The sequence below is a fragment of the Scytonema sp. PRP1 genome (assembly GCF_036697665.2).
GTDB lineage: Bacteria > Cyanobacteriota > Cyanobacteriia > Cyanobacteriales > Nostocaceae > Kalymmatonema > Kalymmatonema gypsitolerans.
In genome coordinates, this window is the sequence record NZ_JBAHYJ020000120.1 from 19,377 (window position 1) to 42,998 (window position 23,622).

Genomic DNA, 23,622 nt, shown 5'->3' on the forward strand with positions numbered 1-23,622 from the left:
ACAATATTATACTTAGGCTAATAGAACACTCCGTACATCCTGCGCTATTTTGTTCCAATCGAAGTTGGCGACAGCATACTCACGACAGGCTTGTTGTGTAGGTGCTGGAATTTTTCCCAGTAGCACCTGTTCTAATCTTTCTGCAATGGCTGGGACTTCTATTGAGGACGTAATTAAACCCGGTGAGAATGGTTCTAAAATTTCTGGCATTCCTCCAACGGGAGTACACACAACAGGAGTACCGCAAGCTAAGGATTCTACTATTGCCAATCCAAATCCTTCAAAAGACTGACTGGGCATAACACTCAAGTCAGCCGCTTGGTAAGCAACAGGTAACAAATCGTCTGGTAGGAACCCTAAAAATTTAACATGATTGCTGAGTCCTAACTCAGTTGCCTGCTGTTGTAGTGTAGCTTGTAGTGGTCCACGTCCTGCTATCGCCAGCAAAACATCTGGAATGTTCGGTTTAATGATAGCCAAGGCTGACAACAATTTGTCAACTCCCACTCGATTGACCAGACGCCGGGCGGTGAATAAAATTGGGCGGTCTTGCGGCCAATCTAGTTTTGCGCGAGCTTCATGAAGTGATAAATTAAGTTGAAACTGGCTAACATCAACTCCACCTGGAATTATGTGAATTTTGTTCCAAGGAATCTGATATTGTTCATGCAATACATTACCGAATGCTTTGCTCAGAACAATCAAGCGATCGCAGCGGTTATATGTTCTTTCTTCTATCAGCTTAGCTTTGAGCCAAAGACTTAGTTTCCTCTCAACGACTTCCTCTTGACTTTCATATGCCCAAGGGCCATGAAAGTTAAAGGTAATAGGCACTCCTTTTGGCAAAAGATCCAAAATTGGAAAGCTGTATAATGCAAAATGTAAATTAATGGCATCAGGTTTCGCACCTCTTGTTTTTTGAAAGTTAGTACGGATGCTCCACAACCGTTTCCAAATGGCACTATCTGCCGATGCCAAGTTAGTCAGTTTTATCGGCAAATTTGGTTCCCCTTCTGGTAAACCAACTCCACATAATTCAACTTGGTCTTGATTTGCTGCCAATTTCTGGGTCAATTCATAAATATACCGTTCCAATCCTCCAGGCGTTTTAGGAAACCAGCCTAGTCCCAAACAGAGAATAGACGCAGATTTTGAAGCAGCGTTTTTTGTTCTCTTCCACTTATGTTTCTCCAAGTAATGCTTGTCTGTGTATCTCGTTGTCATTTACTTTTTAACGCCTTTTTTTGATTTCAGCACGATTATTTATTGATGCCGACAATAGATATATTCTGTTAATGAATATCTAATCAGAACTTTTTCCTACAACTATAGATAGATGTTTATTATCATTTTCTATCTATAGGTAAACAAATTATCATATAAAGATATAAATTTGGTATTTTTATAAAATCCTTAATTATACATTTTTTAAACAAAATATTTGAAGGGCAATTTGTAAGATCAGTATAAAGTTGTAAATACGCAAAAATATTTTTTACACTCAGAAGCTATCACCGAAAAAGTACTTTGCTGCTAAGAACGCTGTTGTACAGAAAGGTTTTGTAAAGGTTTTTTTAAATGGCGTCGGGAAAACCCCTGCTATTTACCTTGGAATACACCTCTTGCATAAATATTATTTTGTCTCGCCCAGAGGCGAGGCAGCGCCGTGGTGAGCCAGCGCAGCAGTCCTTGTTTCCCTCATGTGCCACTTCCGTGCGGGGGTTCCCCCGCCCTTGGAAAGTGGCGTCAGGCGACTGGCGTTGGTTTCCCTCCGGGAGAAACTCCGGTGCGAATGATGCTGAGTAAGCGCGCTGCAGTCCTTGTTTCTTACGCCTAGGCGACTGCCGTAAGCAAAGAAAACGCTCTCCGCAGGAGATACCCGATAGCCGTAAGGCGTGGCCGTTCCCACTAGGGCTTTCCCGCGCCTAGGCGACTGGTGAGTCCAGTCCTGTTAGCGTTAGCGTGGCACGTAGGGCGTTAGCCCGTGTCTCAGGCAACTGCCATAGGCGGGTTTCCCGCGCCCTGGGAACTGGCGTAAGCAAAGAAGGCGCTCTTTGGAGGAGATACCCGTGCCTCTTGCTCCCTTCGGGAGAGCTTCGCGCTCCAGAGGAGCTGAGTGCAATCATCCACACGCTTCGCGAACGCCCAAGCCGCGTGCCGCAGGCATAGGGCGTCGCAAAGAAGAACACAAAGAAAACGAATGAGTGCAAGAAGTCTAATGAAAGACTCCTCGACACCGGTGAGTGTTAAGTCTGACTATTAGCTATAATTTGCTTCAACTATCAACGATCAATCTTCCGTAGTTTAGGAATACTGATGAAATAAAAAAATAGTTGGACAAAGGTTATTTCGTATGAATTTTTACTTTTTATTTAAAATAGAGGTTGCAAATATAATCTAGAATATGTGTTACCAAAAGTAACTGTGTAAAAGTAAAAATTTAGTGTTTTCCTGATAAAGTTTTTGTAAAAATATAGATGAAACTCGGAAATTGTAGCTTATGTATGATATTTCAACATATAAAAGATGTTTTAACATAGTTTGAAGTAAAACAAATGAGTTGAGTAGAATTAATGAGAATTATTTGAAAAAGTTGCTTTTTGATGAAAGCAAAGATTGAAGACTGACATTAACAGAGAGATAAGATATAATTTGATTTTTCCATGTAACTGTAAAATTTTTCAATGATTATTATGAACCATAAGTGGGAATTTTAATTATTTCTATCTAGAATTGCCACCCAATAGTGCAAAAGTACTATATTTTTTCATGTAGCTATACTCTGCTGTCTTAGAGGATGTTTAAAAGGGACTAGGGATTGGGGATCCTTGGATTGGGGTAGTGGTATATCAAACGAAAAATTATGTCCGGGGCAATAAAGACCTAAACATATTTTGGGGCATTTTCCCAGCCGCTAGTCCCCAATCACGAGACAGGGAGCGTGCCTTCCTGAGCTAGTACTGCAGGAGGGTTTCCCTCCGTAGGTATCTGGCGTCCCCCACCATACGTACTCGTTGGTGGGGGACTCCGTGGCCTCACCAGTTAAAAATGAGGTTGGAGAAGCAATCAACAATTTTGTCACTTTATGAAAAATAGATTAATTTCCAAGTTGGTTAAGTTCTACGAAAAACTACGAAATAATGGTCATTTACGACGAGGAAAAACTGCAAAATTTGTCCTCGTTGTAATTGCTGTAATAACTATTGCATTGTACTTTGCTATGAGATCTGCACCTGCCACAAACGCCTACACAACATCTTGGATAGGTAATACTTATGGTGGTGGTAGCAAATGGGTGCAGAATTATGTAGAGGGAATGTATGTTGGTCCTGATGGTACGGTCTACACCAACAGCACTTGGGATGAAGCAGGAAGAGAAGCAGGAATATATAAAGACGGTGATGTTCTTGGTCCTGAGTCTGATCTTCATGGTTGGAGCCGTGGAGGTGGCAAAGCCATAACAGCAAATAGTAAGTACATTTACCTTGCTATGGTGCAGGGATCAATGGGCAAGATAAACGAGGATTACCCACCAGAAAAAACATCTTGGTACTGTGTCAGACGCTATAACTTGTCTGGAAAGCCTGCGGGTTTTCCTGGAGGGCGTGGCTATGACAAAAGTATGTTGATTGTCAGCACGAAAAACCCAGTTACGGGATTAGCAACTGTAGGAAATCAGTTGTATGTGAGTATTGCTAAGGCAAATCGCATCTCGGTCTATAACACTGAGACAATGGGGGAAGTACGCAATTTTTCTGTTTCCAGCCCAGGACAGATAACAATTGATAAACAGGAAAATCTATGGATAATACAAGGCAAAAATGGCAGTACTCCTGCTCAGATTTTGCATTATTCAGCAGAAGGTAAGCGCCTGCCTAAGGTGATTGCAGATGTTGTTGACCCGAGTGCGATCGCGATCGATAATCAAGGCAGACTTTTGGTAGCAGAAAATGGACCTCGTCAGCAAGTACTGATTTACAACATTGCAGGCAAACCGAAACAGGTGGGAACATTCGGTATTGAGCGTGGCATTTTTGCAGGTGTTCCTGGTGAAGTTGGAGATTTGAAATTTTACGGCATAAGCGGCGTGGGTACAGATGCAGCAGGTAATATCTATGTGAATAGTAATGGTTTTCATAATGCAGGAACCGACTTAAGAAAGTTTTTGCCATCAGGAAAGCTGCAGTGGCGCTTACTGGGTTTGCATTTTGTGGATAACGCTGATACAGATCCTCAAAGTGATGGGGTGGACGTATACACTAAGCACGAATACTTCGACATGGATTACAAAAAAGCACCTGGTAAGCAATGGAATTACAAGGCGTACACTCTAAATCCTTTTAAATACCCTCAAGATCCACGCTTGCATACATCGCCGACTTCAGTCTTCTTCCGGCGCATCCAGGGGAAACCCTTCATGTATCTCATAGATATGTATGAAAGCTTTATGCAAATTTATCGTTTCAATCCAACCACGGACGGTAAAGTTGCTATACCATCTGCAATGTTTTTTGGCACAGTTCTCAAGGATGGTAAAGTTGGAAGTTGGCCGCCGAATCAACCGCAGGAACAAAAGGATTGGATCTGGCGGGATAGCAACGGCAACGGTGCCTTTGATAAGGATGAGTATAACATCAGGGATACAGATGATTATCCCTATGTTGGCGGATGGTGGGTAGATAGCAAAGGCGACGTATGGAAAACGTTGCGAACTGAAGAAGGTATCCGGCATTTTCCTTTACAAGGACTAGATGCTAAGGGCAACCCCATTTACTCCTACAGTTCGATGAAAAAGGATAAAACTCCTAGCCTATTTACGGATGTGCGACGGATTGAGTATTTCCCCGAAACAGACACCATGTATTTATCAGGCTTTACCAAAGAGCATCCTGCGGTTGAAGATGATTCTGGAGTCGTTGGATCTGAAATTGTACGTTATGACAACTGGAGTCGCGGAAATCGCACTCCCCGGTGGCGAACGGTCATTCCCCATGACACCACTGGAAAGCGCGAAGTGCTTACAGCCGCGATGAGTGTGGCGGGAGATTATGTATTCGCTGTAACAGTGAAAACGTCAGAAGTGCACGTCTATAATGCAGCGACAGGAAAGCAAGTACAAAAGTTAAAACCTGGTCCAGAAGTGGCTGGTGAAAGTGGCTGGATTGATATACCCTACGGTATCCGTGCTTTTCGCCGCTCAAATGGAGAGTACCTGGTATTTGTTGAGGAAGATTGGAAAGGAAAGGTGATTGTGTATCGGTTACCCAGATAAGCGCATATATCAATACAGTTCAGTTAAAGATTGTTGATGATAGCGTAAGCGCAGTGTGTCTGGAAGGTGCCATAGATTGCACACCTGTAGAACTTTCAGATGCACTGACTTTTCACGTCATCTGGAAAAACCAACAAAGGAACCTAACCCCCAGCCCCCAACCCTACAGCGCTTTCGTGTAAGGTGGGCATTGCTCACCCTCCGGGTATGCCTTGCCTGCCTTGCGCTTTGCGCTTACACCCGTCGCTTGGGTCGGGAAACAAGGACTGCATAGTACCGCTTCACCGCAACAGACTGCTTACCAATATCTCAAATGTCCATTACGCAAGCTTTTAGGGGCAAGAAACACCCTAAGATTTGTGGTCTAATCATAAGAATAAGCGCTGTAGTAGGGAAGGGACTAAGGTAAAAGCCTCTGTCAGTAATAAAAGCTGCTCCTCTTCCCTCCCCTTTTAGGGCTATCCATTAGTCACATTTTTCTTTACAATCTTGAAATTTTTGTCTGGTATGCGTCTTGAACACTGGAATTGTAACATTACTTGACAAAATGACGCTTCTTCTTCTCGCCAAAACTAGGTTTTTATTGAGAATTAATGACGAACGAATCAGGGTTAGAAAAAACCTGAGTTATGGCTCTGGCAAATGTTGAGAAAGATCCGGGTAATGGATAGTCTTTTACGGGAGGGTTAGCCAGACGTGGAGAGAGGAATGGAAGCGAGGTTCTCCAGATAAGAGTGAAAACTAAGGCATACAACGTCTCTATATTGCTCAGCGCATAAATCCAAAAATACGTCAAAATACGTCAATTTTAAAGTTATCGTAAAAAATCTACACTGACAGTTGTTATAATTTTCTATACAGTGTAATATCGTTTTGCAATCACCACTGAACTTGTAGATATTCATGAAAAAGGTAAATAAAGATATTTTGAAGAAAGGAAATTAGTGGAAAAAAGAATTCCTAACTAATGATATTGTAAAATCAGTCAACTAACAAAATCTCAAAAATAATTTTGTTCAAATATTTTATTTCTCTTTGAACTAAAATTCGTTAAAATTCACCCAAGAAATTGCGTTTAAATGAGCATAAATCATTTGACCGTGAGATGAACAAAAACCAGCTGATCCATTCATAACTCAGGAGCGTTCTTATAAAGACGTCAATGCTTAACTGAGCAATTTTGTGTGTCTAAGCAGCCTCAAGTTGGTTTATTCAGCGGAATGCACGCCCGCTTTAAAACCCTTATTTTCTCCCGGCTGTTTGCGGTAGCTTCCGCCGCTCTAAACTTTGGCAGAGCGAGGGGAGGGCTGCAAGATGTGATTTGAAAAAATTATCTCACTTTTCAGTTAGGTCATGATTTTGTGTCATGACACAATAGTTGTATTGCGAGATTTTTCTGGCTTTAATTTCTTATTTTCTTGAGGGAAAAGTATAGAAAATTGTAATATTGACAACACTTTTTGCAATAAAATTATATTTCTTAAACTAAAGATCAACATCTCTTAAATAAGAACCTGTAAAACATAAGACATAATGACACTAGTACATGACGGCGGAAATAAAGCTACCCTTCGGGTTCAGCAGTCGCCTGCGGAGGGAAACCCTACCAAGAGCGCTGCTTCACCATTACAAACCAGCAAAAGAGTTACGGTATAAGTCTTTTGACTTTTGACTTTTGACTTCCGCCCTGCGGTACTAGAACACTAATTAAGGAATCTAACTTAGGTTGTTTCAACTATTCGCTAGTTGCAAATAAATGGTCAAAATCTCATTTTCCGCTCGTCACGGCTATGATGAGTGAATCGAGTTATAGAAGGTTTATTTATATTGTTATAAGTCAATGAAAAAAATATGAATACAAAACAACTCTTCCAATTTTTCCAAACAACAAAACCGCTGTCTATTCTGAAGATGCAGAATTTTGTGGGTGCTTACCGAGTCTTAATTCAATCGGTTCAAGACAAAAAAACAGAGCACTCGTCCGAAGGACGCGGTAACGCCTATAGCCTCCTAGTATTCTCAACTTGAAAGCCTGCTCCGTAGCTTTGTCAAGCCATTTTTGGGGTCTTATGAAATCCTTTTTAAAGCAGAATCCTAATAACTACCTGTAGTTTAAGATCCTGCATTTATCAGGGGTTGCTTCTATCAGTACCGAATTAATATCAACCATTTGCAACAAGCGACCACTGTGGAGATCATATAAATGCGTATACTACATCTGACAAACCACGTACAAGAGATTGGTAACGGTATCGTTAATGTGGCGGTAGACCTCGCCTGTATGCAAGCAAAAGATGGTCACGATGTCGCTGTAGCCTCCTCTGGAGGAGAATATGAGGCATTACTAGAATCTTATGGAATCAGACACTTTGATCTAAACCAGTCAAGAACACCGCTAAATATTATTAAAGCGGTATGGCGATATCGGAAAATTGTGGATGAGTTTAAACCGGATATTGTCCACGTGCATATGATGACGGGAGCAGTGCTAGCAGCAGTTCTCAGGTTTGGCTATAAATATAGTTTAATTGCGACAGTGCACAACGAATTCCAGCCTAGTGCGGTACTGATGGGCTTGGGTGAGCGAGTGATTGTCGTCAGTCAAGCGGTGGGAGAATCTATGGCACGGCGTGGTATCCCAAAACAAAAAATGCGGGTTGTATCCAATGGCACGTTAGGAAGTCCGCGCCAGCGCAGCATTAAAGAATACCAACCGCTCCCCCTACACCACCCTGCGATTGCAACAGTATCGGGGATGTATCGGCGTAAGGGAATCGGGGAATTAATAGATGCTTTTGTTGAAATTGCCGGCGATTTTCCTGATGCCCATTTGTACTTGGTAGGTAACGGACCTGATCGCGAGTCATTGGAAGAACAAGCGCGAAACACTCAAGCAGCTTCGCGCATTCATTTTGAGGGTTTCCAACCAGAACCAAAGAGATATCTACTAGCTACTGATATCTTCGTACTTGTTTCTCACAAAGATTCCTCACCCCTTGTGATTCCAGAAGCACGAGAAGCTGGTTGCGCGATCATTGGTTCAAACGTAGATGGTATACCTGAAGCCTTAGACGCTGGGAAAGCAGGCATTCTCGTACCAGCAAAAGATAGCCATACCTTAGCCGTAAATTTAAGGCAGTTGTTGAGCGATCGCGATCGCCTGCAATGGTGGAGGACTCAAGCATCTCAGAACCTAGAAAGGCTCAGTGCTACTCGCGTTCATAAAGAAACACTAGCTGTCTATAAAGAGTTAGTACCAGATAATACGCTCAATAATTATGAATATGCTAAAGCCAAGCTAATTCATAATTAACAAATTGAGCTAGAGATTAATTTATTCTTGATAACCCGTAATTCGTAATTGACAATCATACAGCAGTTTGCAAGTAAATGAGGTACACAACCTAGACTTCACGCGCCAGATATGAAGGCTGTTTTACTCCTGACGACTGACGAATGACGCGAATACTGCTGCTGTAGGTGTCAATTACGAATTACGAATGAAAATCACACTATTTTTCCCCAACTATTTTTCCCCAAATTAAATTTATGCATTTTATTGTCACTGGCGGAGCAGGCTTTATTGGTTCTCATCTGACTGAGCAGTTGTTATCAGAAGGTCACTCTGTGACTGTGATTGACAATTTGACGACTGGTAACTTACAAAACTTACCTGAACATTCTGGGTTAAAATTTCTGCACAAAAATATATTAGACTGTCACCCAGAAGATTTTTCTACACAGATTGATGGTATTGCTCATTTAGCAGCTACCCCATCGGTTACTGAATCATGGCTCAAGCCGCTGGAAGCGCACGATAATAATCTGTCTGCAACTCTAGCTGTGATTAAACTGTGTGACGCTTTAAAGATTCCTAAGCTAGTCTTTGCTAGCTCTGCTGCTGTATATGGTAACAAAACACCTCTATCAATTTCAGAACAACATCCTCCCGATCCCATCTCTCCTTATGGTTTGCAAAAATTGGTAAGCGAGCAATATGCTGCCCTTTTTACCAAACAATGTAACTTTTCATTTATTGGCTTACGCTTATTCAATGTATTTGGACCTCGACAAGTACCTGGTTCTCAATATTCTGGAGTGATTTCCATATTTGTTGATGCAATGCTCAAAGGTTTACCCATCAAAATTTATGGCGATGGTAGTCAGACAAGAGATTTTGTGTTTGTGAAAGATGTAGCGACTGCCTTTGCTAAAGCTTTAACGACTCCACTACCTGCTGGTTCAGCATTAAGTTGTAACATTGGCACAAGTAAATCAACTTCAATTCTTCAGCTTGTAAATATTATGAGAACTTATTTCCCCAAATGGGAACTAGAACCTAGCTTTGCACCTTCTCGTCCTGGAGATATTCAAGACTCGCAAGCGGATATATCCAAAGCATCATCAGTTTTAAATTTTGTACCTCAGTGGTCTGTAGAATCTGGTTTAAAAGTTTTAGTAGAATATTGTCAAAAACATAATTCATAAATCTCTTCATATATTTTTCACAAATAATTCTGATGAATACCCTTAAGAAGATTATCAAGGAACTACACTTTTCTCTAGTCAATAGTTTCCCAGTTTCTATAGCTAATAAGCTGCCATTAGGTGCGCTGACAAAAAAGGAAAGATGGTCTATTGGAATCTATACTGGCAGATCTCCTGTTGATTTCGATGCTCCTAAAGAGATAAAAAATCCTGTCTTGACACGCCGGAATGTATCAGATGTCAGGGCTGGGTTTGTTGCAGACCCTTTTATGATTAAAGTTGATAGCACCTGGTTCATGTTCTTTGAAGTGTTGAATCAACAGACACGTAGAGGAGAAATTGGGCTAGCAACGAGTGAGGATACAGTGAATTGGAAGTACGAACAAATTGTACTTGCTGAACCATTTCACTTATCTTATCCCTACGTTTTTGAGTGGATGAATGAATATTACATGATTCCGGAGAGCCATCAGGCAAACTCGATTCGATTGTACAAAGCATCCAAGTTTCCTACAGAATGGAGTTTTGTTGGAAATATCAAAAGCGGTGCGTCATTTTTAGACGCTTCTATCTTCCGTCACGCTGATAAATGGTGGTTATTTACGGAAACAAATCCTCAGCATAACTTTGACACTCTCCGTCTCTACTATGCTGATGAGTTGCTTGGTTCTTGGATAGAACACCCAAAAAGTCCAATTATTAGTGGTAATGCACACATTGCCAGACCAGGCGGTAGAGTTTTAGTGATGAATGATAAGATTATTCGCTACACTCAAGACTGTCAGCCAGACTACGGCACACAGTTGAGAGCATTTGAAATTACTGAGTTGACAACGACAAGTTATCAAGAACGAGAAATCGACCAAAACTTAGTGCTCCAACCTACTGGTGTTGGTTGGAACGGTGCTGGTATGCACCATATCGATCCTCACTTGATCCATGAAGAGCAATGGATTGCTTGCGTTGATGGGAGAGGCTGAATTTTAATAAAATATTAAAATTTCAAGACTTGCACCTCGTCGCCTACAGGCACCAATTCTTGGAAAAAAAAAGCCTGGTCGTGCAGGTTTTTTTTGTAGCTGCGGCATATCTGTTCAACCAAAAAATCAATGCTTGTCTGTATTTGCCTAGACCAAATTCAATTCTTACAATTTGCATAAGATCGTAAAAATTCATTCTATGATCTGAGCAAATACCTTTGCCAAATTGGCAAAAAATATCCGGATTGGTGGAATTATTTTTTGATTGATTATTTATAAGATAAATTAGTAGAAAATTAAAGCTAGATGCGAATTCTACATATTTTGAACCACGTCCAAGAAGTTGGTAATGGTATTGTCAATGTAGCCGTGGATTTAGCTTGTCTCCAAGCTAAAAATGGTCATAATGTGAGCATAGCATCTGCTGGTGGACAATATGAGGCATTACTTACCACATACAATGTAAAGCACTTCAATTTGGATCAAACAAGAACACCAATTAACATCATTAAAGCTGCTTGGCGTTATTGGAAAATCATCGAAGAGTTTCAACCAGATATCGTCCATGCCCATATGATGACTGGGATTGTGCTGGCAAAGATTTGGAAGACTTTCTCTACATATGCTCTCGTTTCCACAGTACACAACGAATTCCAGCGGAGTGCAGTGCTGATGGGTTTAGGCGATCGCGTTATAGCAGTCAGCCATGCGGTTGCTGAGTCTATGGCACGGCGTGGTATTGCACAAAACAAGTTAAGGGTGGTATCTAACGGGACTTTGGGGAGCGTTCGTATGCGAAAGCTTCAAGAGTACGTAGCGATGGAACTGCAAAGACCGGCAATTGCTACTGTAGCCGGAATGTACAAGCGCAAGGGTATTGGGGAGTTAATCGATGCTTTCGCACAAATTGGTGCTGATTTTCCAAACGCGCATCTCTACTTAGTGGGAGACGGTCCTGACCGAACTTTGTTTGAACAGCAGGCGCAAACTACACTCTTTGCTGACAGGATTCATTTTCTGGGCTTTCAAAAAGAGCCACAATCTTATATGCTGGGGTGTGACATATTTGTGCTGGCTTCACACCGTGACCCTTCTCCGCTTGTGATTCCAGAAGCCCGTGAAGCTGGCTGCGCGATCATAGCTTGCAATGTCGATGGGATACCAGAAGCTTTAGATGGTGGACAGGCGGGTATCCTGGTACCCCCAGCAAATAGCCAAGCGTTAGGGGAGGCTCTTAGGCAATTGCTAAGTACCCCCGACCTAATGCACCAGTGGAAGAACTTAGCACAACAAAACTTAGAGCGATTGAGTGTTGTGCGTGTCCATGAGCAAACCATCTCGGTGTATCGAGAGTTGACTGCCAAATGGCTTGAACTTAAGAAACACTTGGCACCGCAGAGCGAAGTGCGTTAACAAAGTTTTGAGCGTAACGCTGTGTGGAGAAATCAAGGGCGCGTTGCTGTGCGGCTATTGCAGCATTACGGGCAAATTCTTGATCGTTGAGGTAGCACAGAATCGCATCTGCCAGTGCATTAGCATCACCATAAGGTGTGAGCAGTCCGTTTACGCTGTCCGTAATGATCTCTGTTGGTCCTCCAGCATTGCCAGCAATTACGGGTTTGCCTAATGCCATCGCCTCAATAATCACAATCCCAAACGGCTCCTTATCCGAGGCATGAACAAATATATCCATTGCCTGCACCCACTCTGGGACGTTACTCTGCAAACCAGCTAAGATGACCTTATCCTGAAGTCCCAAAGCTGCTATTTTCTCTTTTAAAAAGTCTTCATAATCCGGTTCCAAATCATGCCTACCCCCGACCGCCAAACAATGGGCATCAGGATACTTCTGCAAAACTTTGGGCATTGCTTCTACAAGAACGTGGATTCCCTTCCAGCGCTGCAATCGTCCAACAATTCCAATTAAAGGTCCGTGCAATGGCAAACCTAGCTTGCGTCGGGCTTCAGCAGGAGAAGGCAAATTAGAAGAATTAAAGCGGTCTAGTGATACGCCAGGGTAGACCAAGGGTGTTGGTCTATGGGGCCAAATCCGTGCCTGTGCCTCCTTGCCATCCTTCGAGAGCGTCACAATGGCACGGGCTGGCACTAAAGTAGCAAGCCGCACCAACCAAGGCTGGTCATAAGGTACCTCCAGTTGGTACCATACAGAAGGCAAGCCCGCAAGCATCGCTGCAAGTCCTCCACAGATATGGGTGATCCACATCCAGTTGACAATCATATCTGCACGTTCGCGTCGGGCGATGAAAGCTATCCTGAGAACAGCAGCGATGAAACGGTGAACTTCGCGCAGGCGACCGCTTTCAACAACTCGCGTGTCAATACCGAGCGCTCTGACCTGTTCTACCATCGGACCATGTTCCAAAAATATTACCAACCACTCGACACCTACATTACGTCCCTGCTGCATCAAATCCCAAAGCATCATTTCACCGCCGCCTCGTAGTTCCGCTAGCGGCATAATTACAACAACTTTCACGTGTTACCTCCTTATTTGTTTGTATACGAATGTATTTGCAAAAAGGTTAGCTCAAAGAATTTCCCATACTAGCTTATGGGGCAATACGGTTGGTGATAAGCCTTTTTCTCTCCCCCGCGCAAGAACTGCAACCAAAGCACTTCCCTCAACAGACTCATAATGCACCCCGCAGTATGCCTCATGCCTTTCCTGAAGGGGCGCTCAGATCAGGACGCTGATATTGAGGTGGAATCTGATATTGCGCTGCACTCATTTCTTGATGCTGATAGTACTTATGTGCTGCCATGGTCATACCAAAAAATCCCCAAAGAATCATGCCTGCTATACTCAGCATTCCGCTACCGATAACGAGCTGAGAACAGGCAGATATACCAATGGCGCGGGCAGCACTGACAAAAGTATCGAACCGAGCCTCATTATATTTGCATACAGTGAAAATCATGAGAATGAGTCCACCTAAGTAAGGAAGACCTCCAACCCAGCCTAGCGTGAAGAATATATCTAAAATGCCGCTGTCTATGACAAATACTACTATTTGACCAGTTTTTTCATCGACTTTCCAGGTGTTTCCAAACCCATTGCCGAAAACATTAGACAGCGCAACACTCAAGTTTCTGTCATAGCTTCCAGATCTATCTTTGAAGCTGCCATCTTCTTCAAGATTGGAAAAACTTTCCAGTCGAGTCGCAACAACATCCGAAATTGGTTCTATAGTCGCTAATGGCACGACACATAATGCTATTGCCAATATGATGGTAATCAAACGCATTTGAATCTGTGCTTTGACCGAACCAAAAATCATAACTACCCCAAGTAACCAGCCCCCCCAGTTAGTACGTGCCTGGGTGAGTAGGAATGACAAATAGCCCACTGCTGAGGCGGGAAAATTTAAAGGTCCTTGGCGGGCTGTGAACAATAACAGCAAAGCAGCTTGCATCACAGCTCCAAATGGACCGACTGAGTGCATTGTGCTCCATACGCGCATACCAAAGGGTACCGGCTCTCCAGAACTGGTATTCATTTTTGATTCTATGAGCCAGACTCTGTCCCACTCAGGCGCTACCACAAATTGAAACACGCCGTAAGCTCCAGTAATCAATGCACACCACAAGAATGTGCGCTGAAGGTTCTCACGATAGGTAGGATAATCCCGCCAGCACATAAATAAATGGAAACCAAAAAGGATAGGAGATAGCCAATCCAGAAGACTGCGTACTACGGGGACAGGTGTGTTGTATATCAGTCCCACAAGCAAGCCATAAAACACCCCTACAAGAGCCAAAACAAAAGGTAAGCCTCCTTGGCGAGAGGCGCTGGGAAGGTATCTGAAGGTGGTTCCTATCGTAACGAATGTCACCAAATATGGTGCTATAAGCATCTGGCGTGTTATGTCCCAACCAGCACGCAAGTCAACCAAGCGGGCAATAAACGCTGAGACAAACCACATCCACCAGGTAAATCCTAAGTAAAGAACTGGATGCCTAAGGTATAAAAATATAGCTACTATAAAAGATGTTACAGGGAAGATGAGGCGCACCGTACTAGCACTTGCAAAATAGCAAGCTAGATTCAGCAATACAAAAGCGATGATGACTATCCAACCTTGGAGCGATCGCTGATCTGGTGAGTACTTTTCTTTAACAATAGGATTATATAGAATCTGTGTGGAACTCATGCGAATTCAATTTTTTAGTTTACTAACGGGTAACGGGTAAGGATTAGGGTCTAGGGGAGCCACTGCGCCCTTGGGGGTTTTCCCCGAGTCCTGCAACTGGGGTGAGTGAACGAGAGTAGGGGTTTTCCCCGAGGAGCGTGGTAGGCTGTTTCTTAAGAGTGTAGGGTGCAGTGTTTCCCTACACCCTGTAGAAAATTTAAAAATCAAAATTATCTTTTTGAATTTTGAATTTTGAATTTTGAATTTTGAATTGTCAAACCCTGCCCACTCGTTAGAATTAGCTTTTTAGCAGACTACTGTATCAATTCCTTTCAAGGATTAACATGTGCCTGCCATGCCTGCCAACGCCCACGGATGGAAGCTAGCCACTTTTGCCCTGCAAGCTTGCCTTCGCGGGGCAAAAGCCTAAGCCATTGTACGAACCCCAAACTATCCCGTGTGCCAACTAATATAGCCCAAAGTAAAAAAAATACACGCCTTATAGGTGGCAGATGCTCAAGTAACACAAGCGTTTCATTATGAACTAAATTTATCCAAGCGATTTCATTAAAACTATTGCGTTGGTCTTCATCAAAACGCTGTGCTGGATAATGGTCTACGGCTACGGCCGGATCGTAAATCATCTTCCAACCCGCCCGCTTTAAAGCTAGGGTAAATGCCATTTCAAAGTGTACCTGCGCTCCCGTACCTCGCATCCGCTCATCAAAGCGCAATCCGCCAATGGCGCTGGTACGAAAACTCATGTTGACTCCCTTGAGGACATCAACTTCGCGGGGTTCTCCTACTCCCAAGTGATGGTTGCCAATCACTCGCCCAAACCACTGCAGTTCACCTACGACCTCGCACGAGTCATCTAACAGCTTGTCACCTTGGTGTATCCAGTCGCGTCCGCCGACTCCGCCGATGCGAGTGTCTGACATGAAATGAGCACTGATGCGTTCTAACCAATCAGGGCGGGGTGCTGCATCATCATCAGTAATTGAAACTGTATCTCCCTCAACCGCTTCGAGTCCAGCGTTAAGAGCTGCGACCACTCCCCCAACAGTCACTTTCACAGTATGCAGTGGCAGTTTGCTTTCTTGAAATCCTTCGAGAAACTGCCAAGTATCAGCGTCTATATCCCGTACAACCACTATCACCTGAAAAGGTGGTTTAGTTTGCTCAAGTAGCCCCTGTAGGCAACGTGATAGGTCTTGAGGACGACGATAAGTCGGTATGAGAACGGTGTTCCTCATTCTTGCTTAACTCCTCAAACAGATCCACATAGGTTTTTGCCATAGTATTCCAGCTATATTGTTCAGCAATGGCGCGAGCAGCTTTACCCATTTGGTTCATGAGACTACGGTCATTAACCAAAGACAACAGTGCCCCTGCCAAAGCATCGGTGTCGTCCGAGTCAGACAAGACAACCCCGCATTCTGCTGTTACCAATTCTGCCCCTCCTGTTGCCGTTGCAGTAATGACGGGAAGCCCAGACGCGAGGGCTTCCAATAGGACTAGGGTACAAGCTTCGTAACGGGAGGGAAACACGAATAAATCAGCTGAGCGCATAATCTGGGGTATATCACGTCGATACCCTAGAAAATGAACTCGCTCATTCAATTTCAATGATTCTGCCATCTGTGGGAACGGGCTACCTTCAGTACTTCCCACAACGGCTAGATGTAAATTCGGTACTTTTGTCAGAGCACGCAGTACGGTATCTAAATTTTTCCTGGGCGTACGAATGTCCCCGGCAAACAGCGCTAAAGTTACATTTTCAGGCAACCCTAGTGTTTGACGATTCACTATACCAGGAGAAAACTCTTCTAAGTCAACTCCATTAACAATGACTTGAATTCGAGAACGGGGTACGCCAATACTTTCCAATTCTTGGGCGACTTTTTCGGATACCGCAACCACAATGTTCGCTTTTTGGAAAGCTTGTTTCTCCCAAAAGGCGTTTAATGCTGTATACAGCCACTGGTAAAAACCGTAGAAATCTCGGCGGATACGGGAAATGTGTGCAGGCGATCGCAGCCAAGAACTGTGGACAAAATGTACAGCATTTACATCCGATGCTGCTTTTGTAATTGCTCCATTAACTTTGACCAAATCAACTTGGGAGCGATGTTTCCGCAACCAATCCGCACTTTTTTGCGAAAATATGAAATTCCGAAAAAATTCGCTTGGTAAGCTATTGACTGAAATAGAAATCCAGTCCACTTGGTTACTTTGTTGCAATTCTGGTGCTATTTCACTTGCCAATAAGGTAAGCTCATGACCTCGGCGAATTGCTTCCTTAGCAACCTCATAATTCACTCGTCCCTGTCCATCACCCTTTTTTACCTGGTGAGTCACAATACATAATTTCACGCACCACCTTCCTTGTTTATTTATTACTTAAATGTTATGTTCAAAGGTTACGCTTTCTACGCCATTATTTCATTCATACTTTTAGCAATTTATTGACTAGCGGTCGTGGGCTGAAACTCAAAGTCAATGCTGCTATAGTTCTTAAATTAAACTTTTGTTCACAAAGCGCTCGCCAAAGATAAGGACGTGCTTGAGCTTGAATTGTTTCTTGAGAACGCAGTAAACCTAGAGCTAAAGTTGTATGAGCCTCTAACCATTTCTGCTTAAAATACGGCTTATACTTGTTAAGGCTTTCATCTGACATAAACTTTTCGTAGCAAAACATTTCCGCTTTTCCTTTGCGGATTTTTGCCTGAACATCTCGACCACCACTGCGATTTGTGTCTGTTTGGTCATGGGCGCGATAGCGTGTCAATCTTTCTGGATGATAGTAAGCTCCATGACCGGAACGGGAACATAAATATGCTAAATATAAATCCCACATACCACCTACTTCTTGTGGAATACTATCCCAATCAACAAACTCGTTACGAATTAAACAAGCTGCTGCGGTGGGTACAGACTTATGTACTACAGCAATTTCATAAAAAGGTTGATGAACTCCTTGCTTGAGGGACTTACGTTTGTATGCTCTTGTATATTCTTCAGTAGCTGCATAATCAATTTTGCTCTGTGCATCCATAATATATTGGTCACAGAAAGCTAAAATGGCATCTGGATTTTCTTCCAAAGGGGGAACAAGTTTTTCTAAAAAATCCTTGTTCCACATATCATCATCATGCAGACTGGCAACGTATTTGCCCTGCGCCATCTTAAAGGCGTTCATCTGATTGGGAAACATCCCAACATTTTTTGTATGTCTAAAAAATCGGATGCGTGAATCACCAAAAGATTTAACGAGCGTTTCGGGACTTTCTGGACTGCAATTATCTGAAACAATAATTTCAATATTTTGATAAGTTTGTTTCACAGCACTATCAATTGCTTGCTTCAGATAATCTGGTCTATTATAAGTTGGGATTATAACGCTTACTAAAGGCTGTTGTGAGCTATGACTGTGTAACATATCTAAAAAGTCCTTTAATTTTATAATATAAATAGTGTCCTATCTATGGTTGGAGACAGAAACAGCCTAATTGGCTTGATAATATTATCTAACTAAATGTTTTCAAAGGGAAATTTAGATATTGTGTTTTCATAAATTTTTTGTAAATGTTTGACGTGAATATCCATTGTGAATTCTTGCAGAAACAAAGCATAACCTTGTTCGCCCATGCGTCGGCATTTTTCATAATCGCTAGACAAATCAGTAATCGCTTCAGCCAGCATCTTAATATCATTGGCTGGCACAAGAATACCCGTTTCCCCATCTCGTAAATATTCTGGAATGCCTCCGACTGCGGCAGCAATGACAGGTCGATAGTGAGTATAACCTTCCAGAGTGACAAGACCAGCCGGTTCAGGCCAGATACTGGGGAAGATAACAGTAAAACACTGTTCGTAAAGTTGATTTAATTTCTCGCTATTACACCAGCCATGCCAAGTGATACGGTTGTTTATCCCTAGCTTGTGAGCTAATTGTTCCAATCGGGGTTGATCCCAACCCTCACCTGCAATATCAAGTTGAATTTGCGGATCTGTATGTACTAAGGTTTTGAGCAGCCATTCCAGTCCTTTATCAGGAACTATTCGCCCAACAAATAAAATTCGATGATTTTTGTGTGTTTCTAAACTCAAAGGTGCAGTCACCATTTGCGGTGCGGAAATACCACAGCGTAGCGTTACAGTTTTTTGAGGCGGTACTCCGTTTTTAATCAACTGTCGCCGTACGTAGTCACTATTAGCAATAAAAGTTACTGGATACTTTTGTGTGACATTGAGTAGCCGATGAGTGCCTTGTAATTCTTTCATCACTCTTTTGGGTTTGCGGCTCCCACAGCCATCTATTATTTTGCCCCAGAGACATCCTAAATAAGAGAGATTACGATCACAAATGACGCCTTGTCCTGGTAAATATTTTGTCCCACTAGCACAGTAAAGTGAGTGATTGTGAACGGTAAAGACAGTGGGACATTCTCCTGTAACTTGCAATAGTAAGTCTGGACTGTGGATGTGTAGCAATTTAAATCGGCTTTGATCTAGTTCTTTGAGCGATTTAATTACAAAGTCACTCACATCAGGTTGCCGATTTTGAATCAGAGAAGTTAGATAAGTTTCCGCTCCTCCGTTCCCATTTACTCTAAAGCTAGAGCAGTGATACATTAACTTATGATCAAACTGGGGCTGCTGCAAGTTTTCTGCTCTTACCTCCGCATCAGTTATTAACTTTGACATGGCTCCTCCACCTTATTTTCCAGTTTTTACAAGTCTATTCCTTAGAGAACTTTCTACACGGTTGCAGGTGCGTTCTTACTATCGACACATCCGGTTGTTATTTAGTTGTCATCGCTATCAATTCTTAATTGAGTTGATGCTGCATCTGGTGATATTTCCAAAGCTTGCCCTTTAGCTCAAGCAACTCTTGATACCCGCCCTGTTCTACAATCTGTCCCTGTTCGAGTACGACGACTTTATCTGCCCGGACTATTGTGGATAAGCGGTGAGCGATCACAATCACCGTTCGTCCTACAGAAAGCTTTTCTATAGACTCTTGAATAAGTCGTTCTGACACAGTATCAAGAGCACTTGTTGCTTCATCCAAAATCAGAATTTCTGGATCTCGCAGCAAAGCGCGAGCAATTGCAATTCGCTGACGCTGACCACCAGAAAGTCTTACACCTCTATCTCCAAGTTGAGTGTCGAAACCTTCGGGCATTTCTTGGACAAATTCCAAAGCATTCGCGAGTCGAGCTGCTGCGTAAACTTCCTCATCTGTTGCTCCTTCCGATCCATAGGCAATATTGTTACGGACAGAAGTGTTGAAAATAAAGGTATCTTGGCTGACCACGGCAATCTTCCGGCGCAGCGAGTGGATTTCAATATCCCGCAAATCAACGCCATCAATAAAAACATGACCCTGTGTGGCATCGTAAAATCGCGGAATCAAATCCGCCAATGTTGTTTTACCAGCCCCCGAAGCGCCCACCAGTGCTGTCATCCTGCCTCGTTCAATCATCAGCGTGATGTTACTAAGTACCAAATTTTCGCTGTCGTAACCAAAATCAACAGACACAAAGTCGATTGAACGTTTTAAGCCAGGAAATTCGATATGTCCGTTGCGGAAATACTGTTGCTCATCAATTGCCAAAAGTTTTTTAACGACTTCCGACGAGCCGTACATTGTACTGATATGCGCCGCCACACCATTAATATCTTGAATAATTGGTACGAGGCGAAAGAGAACGAAGAAAAACGCTAATAAAGGACCTACTAGTAGTGTTCCGTTAGTTACAAAACCCGTAAATGCCAGAACAATCATTGCCACGAGTACTGTGGTCGCTAACGCCTCTGCAAATGGCTTGACAACCATCCATACCAAGGCAATTTTCTTTGAAGCCGCGAAAAGATTGAAGCTGGCATTATAATAACGTTTACGTTCAAAATCTTGAGTGGAAAACGCCTGAACTGTACGAATTCCATTGATGAATTCTACGGCTATTGAAGTAAAACTATTGTTGGCTTTCGTTACGTCAAAACTCGCCTCCCGCACGCGACCATTTAATGTAGATAAGCCCACTCCTAACAAAGTGAACAGCATCAATGAAATGATAGATAGCTGCCAAGATATCAAGAACATTGATAGTAGGTAAACCGCTGCCGTGAGTGTTCTTGTAAACAAAAAAGCTCCCGAACCAAAAGCTTGCTTGAGCCTTTCTATCTCCGTTGTTATAGTATTTATCAGATCGCCAGACTTAGTTTTGCTAAAATAACTAATTTTTACAGACTGTAGTTTCTCAAAAATTTGTTTACGGAGCCTATCAACTAAATTAAGCTGAGTTATTTCGGTGTAAAGTTGTGATAAATAATTTAACCCGGAACGTATCCAAGTGCTAATTAAAATTAAGAACGAGACGCGATACAGCCGATTGATAGAAGATGGGTCGTTCGCTCCCAAGACAAAAGTATCTAACCAGTCATTTCCGGTCTTAAACGGGATTTCGGGAGTCGTTAAGCTTTGCAGAAAGGAAAGCAAAAGACTAACATTAACACCCTCAGAAATTGCCGCCAGAAATGAAAACACCAATGCAAGAACTGCAATTCGGCGAAAGTGTTTAAATTCTTGCAGTATCAAGTAGTTGTTCTGCCAGAACTTAGTAGTCTTTACTAAACTCTTAAGCAGATTTTGAACTGGTTTGGAAATTTTTAGCTGCATGGTCAATATTGAACTATAGTTTTCCTGGGAAGATAGAGCGCTCCAAGTACTATGTCTTACGAAAAGCCGCAACGCGTTTACGTGCGGCAAATGAACTCACTACTGTACAAAGCACTAGTTGCTATTTTGTCAGAATCAAGGGCAGCGAGAGCCACTTTGCAAGGCTTGAACCTGTGTAAGTATCACTAGCATATGGTAACGATGGGGCGTTCAAGCCATCAGGTAACGAACAAATCACAAAGTGGGACTATCCAGATGTAACAAGTTTGACTCTGCCTCAACTTCCCATGACCCCATGATTCCTGGTAATCTATTGAGATTTCGTTGTGCTTCTGGACTCAGCCGTACTGCATCTTCCAAAGTCCAGCAACGAGGTCCTGTCAAAGTCATTTCACCACGCAGCACATTCAACAACTGCGGCAGATTATCCAGTCCGTACTTACGCATCCAAAGTCCTAGAGTTGTCAGATTCTGCTCATCTTCCCCATCGCATAAACCGCTTTGATATGCAATTGAAGGCATAATGCTACGCGCCGCATCCACACTTGCTTTCTGGGTGAGTGTCGTTGTGCGAAACTTAAAAACCTTAAAAAGTTTACCCCGTTCTCCAATATGCCATTGGCAAGAAAAAAGTGATCCTGGTTCTGGGGAGGAAACGCGCATTAACAAAACTAATCCCAGCATGATTGGACTGACAGCAAGCAGAAAAACCAACGCTGTGAGCCACTCAGTGAGCCGCTTTAACCACGATAATACTGAGCCAACTGGTTTCGGCTGTTTATCGCTAGAAGGTATGCGTAGGAATATAGGCTTGTTGGCTGCAAGGCACGCATCTGCCCAAAATCTCAACCTTGCTTCACCGAGTTTTGGATCTATGCGTACCAAATTTACTGGAGAACGCTTTAAACACTCCACTAACAATCCCTTTTTATCCAGTGGAGGCATATAGGGCTGTTTCACTACTATAGAAGGCATAACCAGCAACTGATCCCGTCGCCATTGAAGTGTGCAGTACTGTGACGGATTATCTTGTTGTTGCTGCTTCACAGTATAGGAATTTTGTAATGTTGCTTTTATTGAGGTTGTCATATGTATTTACACTCATAGTACAGTAGATCCCAATCTGATATCGAAGCCTACTAAAGCCAAATAGTCCGACCTGTATCTTAGTCTTCACTCCAAACCTGGAGGTCAGTGAGTGGGAAAAATGATAGTACAGCTATCCCTCATAGATATTGCACATCTTCGGAGAATTTATCTTTATAAAAGATGTACAAGATACAAAAATAGTAGCCTTTAGATAAATCTAAGAAACTTCTCTCTTGTATTGTTTAAGGGGTATTTAATATCTAGGATATAAGACGCTGTAGGAATAACGGTTACGTAAATAGATTCTTTATTTACTCTTTAAACATTTCGTGCCTTTTTCCCGGAATTATTAAGCTATTATGAATAACATCCCTTGTCTAACTACGTAATAACCCTTTTGCTGCTCATTCCATGTGATTTTAACACAATCAGATGATTGCAATTAAAAAAAGCTTAATTATCAAAAATGATCAAATCACAGAAACTCAGTAATTTTTGTGGCAAAAACTTTATACAATTATGTCAATTTCAGTTTAGATAATTTTCACAAGAAAGAGAATTCTTGTTGAGATAACACGAAATTTCTAACGTTTGATTCAGTATGTTTATTCTATGCCTCACTGTCATTTACCTGCTATATAGGATGGCTAAAAGCTAAAAGAACAGTCGTGCGTATCTATTTTTACCTATATAAGAAAAGATGATATCTAGAAAGAAATAATTATGTTATTTATGGTACGCTAAGTCACTACACTAGTGAAAGGCAATCGTAATTGTGACTATCTTTTGTTATAAATCATGACTCAATCGTTAGACAGTGCTTTATGAAAACCCTGAATCAAAGTGGATCACCGTCGCAATTTCGGCTTGGGTGCGACTATCGCTTTTGTACTCTTTATTTGCAAGAAAGCGCCTAAATTGCCAAAACCTGGGCGCTTTATGGTAGGTTGTCTG

Annotated in this window: 15 protein-coding genes; 6 read left to right on the forward strand and 9 right to left on the reverse strand. The window is 42.4% G+C overall.

Features of this window, described 5'->3' with window-relative positions:
* Positions 1–12: 12 nt before the first annotated feature.
* Positions 13–1,224, reverse strand: coding sequence for a glycosyltransferase family 4 protein (locus tag V5G28_RS31925; protein WP_336231510.1), 1,212 nt, complete (start codon positions 1,222–1,224; stop codon positions 13–15).
* Between the two features lie 354 nt (positions 1,225–1,578).
* Between V5G28_RS31925 and V5G28_RS31930 the strand changes: the two genes are divergently transcribed.
* The 6 genes from V5G28_RS31930 to V5G28_RS31955 all read left to right on the forward strand — a co-directional run bounded on the left by V5G28_RS31930 (position 1,579) and on the right by V5G28_RS31955 (position 12,153).
* Positions 1,579–1,806: a hypothetical protein gene (locus tag V5G28_RS31930; protein ID WP_336231511.1), complete on the forward strand. Its 228-nt coding sequence runs from the start codon at positions 1,579–1,581 to the stop codon at positions 1,804–1,806.
* Positions 1,807–3,085: 1,279 nt separating this feature from the next.
* On the forward strand, positions 3,086–5,272 hold the full coding sequence (locus V5G28_RS31935) for a hypothetical protein (RefSeq protein WP_332988166.1): 2,187 nt from the start codon (positions 3,086–3,088) through the stop codon (positions 5,270–5,272).
* Positions 5,273–7,475: 2,203 nt separating this feature from the next.
* Positions 7,476–8,585, forward strand: a complete 1,110-nt coding sequence (locus tag V5G28_RS31940; protein ID WP_332988168.1) for a glycosyltransferase family 4 protein — start codon at positions 7,476–7,478, stop codon at positions 8,583–8,585.
* A gap of 236 nt (positions 8,586–8,821) precedes the next feature.
* Positions 8,822–9,760 (forward strand): NAD-dependent epimerase/dehydratase family protein, encoded by a 939-nt coding sequence (locus V5G28_RS31945; RefSeq protein WP_332988169.1) that lies wholly within the window; start codon positions 8,822–8,824, stop codon positions 9,758–9,760.
* 32 nt (positions 9,761–9,792) lie between these two features.
* Complete coding sequence (locus V5G28_RS31950; RefSeq protein WP_332988171.1) at positions 9,793–10,740, forward strand: glucosamine inositolphosphorylceramide transferase family protein; 948 nt, start codon at positions 9,793–9,795, stop codon at positions 10,738–10,740.
* A 306-nt stretch (positions 10,741–11,046) separates the two neighbouring features.
* Positions 11,047–12,153, forward strand: a complete 1,107-nt coding sequence (locus V5G28_RS31955; protein WP_332988172.1) for a glycosyltransferase family 4 protein — start codon at positions 11,047–11,049, stop codon at positions 12,151–12,153.
* Here the strand turns inward: V5G28_RS31955 and V5G28_RS31960 are convergent.
* The 8 genes from V5G28_RS31960 to hepC all read right to left on the reverse strand — a co-directional run bounded on the left by V5G28_RS31960 (position 12,116) and on the right by hepC (position 22,668).
* Positions 12,116–13,237, reverse strand: coding sequence for a glycosyltransferase (locus V5G28_RS31960; protein WP_332988173.1), 1,122 nt, complete (start codon positions 13,235–13,237; stop codon positions 12,116–12,118). The two genes, V5G28_RS31955 and V5G28_RS31960, sit on opposite strands and share 38 nt — an antisense overlap.
* 178 nt (positions 13,238–13,415) lie before the next feature.
* The gene (locus tag V5G28_RS31965; protein WP_332988174.1) at positions 13,416–14,912 is read right to left on the reverse strand and encodes an O-antigen ligase family protein; all 1,497 of its coding nucleotides are present in this window, start codon (positions 14,910–14,912) and stop codon (positions 13,416–13,418) included.
* Positions 14,913–15,223: 311 nt separating this feature from the next.
* On the reverse strand, positions 15,224–16,147 hold the full coding sequence (locus V5G28_RS31970) for a glycosyltransferase family 2 protein (RefSeq protein ID WP_332988175.1): 924 nt from the start codon (positions 16,145–16,147) through the stop codon (positions 15,224–15,226).
* Positions 16,074–17,267 carry a glycosyltransferase family 4 protein gene (locus tag V5G28_RS31975; RefSeq protein ID WP_332988176.1) on the reverse strand — a complete coding sequence of 398 codons (1,194 nt, stop codon included), beginning with the start codon at positions 17,265–17,267 and terminating at the stop codon, positions 16,074–16,076. The genes V5G28_RS31970 and V5G28_RS31975 overlap by 74 nt, the downstream gene beginning before the upstream one ends.
* A 73-nt stretch (positions 17,268–17,340) precedes the next feature.
* A complete protein-coding gene (locus tag V5G28_RS31980) occupies positions 17,341–18,333 on the reverse strand; it encodes a glycosyltransferase family 2 protein (RefSeq protein WP_332988178.1) in 993 nt (330 codons plus the stop codon).
* Between the two features lie 92 nt (positions 18,334–18,425).
* On the reverse strand, positions 18,426–19,601 hold the full coding sequence (locus V5G28_RS31985) for a glycosyltransferase family 4 protein (RefSeq protein WP_332988180.1): 1,176 nt from the start codon (positions 19,599–19,601) through the stop codon (positions 18,426–18,428).
* A gap of 124 nt (positions 19,602–19,725) precedes the next feature.
* Complete coding sequence (gene hepA / locus V5G28_RS31990) at positions 19,726–21,579, reverse strand: heterocyst formation ABC transporter subunit HepA (protein ID WP_332988182.1); 1,854 nt, start codon at positions 21,577–21,579, stop codon at positions 19,726–19,728.
* Between the two features lie 234 nt (positions 21,580–21,813).
* Positions 21,814–22,668 carry a heterocyst development glycosyltransferase HepC gene (gene hepC, locus V5G28_RS31995; RefSeq protein WP_332988184.1) on the reverse strand — a complete coding sequence of 285 codons (855 nt, stop codon included), beginning with the start codon at positions 22,666–22,668 and terminating at the stop codon, positions 21,814–21,816.
* Positions 22,669–23,622: the final 954 nt, after the last annotated feature.

What these genes read in the sequence shown, in the direction of transcription:
- hepA (WP_332988182.1), bottom strand. Translation starts at nt 21,579, where the DNA reads ATGCAGCTAAAAATTTCCAAACCAGTTCAAAATCTGCTTAAGAGTTTA.
- V5G28_RS31985 (WP_332988180.1), bottom strand. Translation starts at nt 19,601, where the DNA reads ATGTCAAAGTTAATAACTGATGCGGAGGTAAGAGCAGAAAACTTGCAG.
- V5G28_RS31925 (WP_336231510.1), bottom strand. Translation starts at nt 1,224, where the DNA reads ATGACAACGAGATACACAGACAAGCATTACTTGGAGAAACATAAGTGG.
- V5G28_RS31930 (WP_336231511.1), top strand. Translation starts at nt 1,579, where the DNA reads ATGGCGTCGGGAAAACCCCTGCTATTTACCTTGGAATACACCTCTTGC.
- V5G28_RS31965 (WP_332988174.1), bottom strand. Translation starts at nt 14,912, where the DNA reads ATGAGTTCCACACAGATTCTATATAATCCTATTGTTAAAGAAAAGTAC.
- V5G28_RS31935 (WP_332988166.1), top strand. Translation starts at nt 3,086, where the DNA reads ATGAAAAATAGATTAATTTCCAAGTTGGTTAAGTTCTACGAAAAACTA.
- V5G28_RS31950 (WP_332988171.1), top strand. Translation starts at nt 9,793, where the DNA reads ATGAATACCCTTAAGAAGATTATCAAGGAACTACACTTTTCTCTAGTC.
- V5G28_RS31940 (WP_332988168.1), top strand. Translation starts at nt 7,476, where the DNA reads ATGCGTATACTACATCTGACAAACCACGTACAAGAGATTGGTAACGGT.
- V5G28_RS31980 (WP_332988178.1), bottom strand. Translation starts at nt 18,333, where the DNA reads ATGTTACACAGTCATAGCTCACAACAGCCTTTAGTAAGCGTTATAATC.
- V5G28_RS31970 (WP_332988175.1), bottom strand. Translation starts at nt 16,147, where the DNA reads ATGAGGAACACCGTTCTCATACCGACTTATCGTCGTCCTCAAGACCTA.
- hepC (WP_332988184.1), bottom strand. Translation starts at nt 22,668, where the DNA reads ATGACAACCTCAATAAAAGCAACATTACAAAATTCCTATACTGTGAAG.
- V5G28_RS31955 (WP_332988172.1), top strand. Translation starts at nt 11,047, where the DNA reads ATGCGAATTCTACATATTTTGAACCACGTCCAAGAAGTTGGTAATGGT.
- V5G28_RS31945 (WP_332988169.1), top strand. Translation starts at nt 8,822, where the DNA reads ATGCATTTTATTGTCACTGGCGGAGCAGGCTTTATTGGTTCTCATCTG.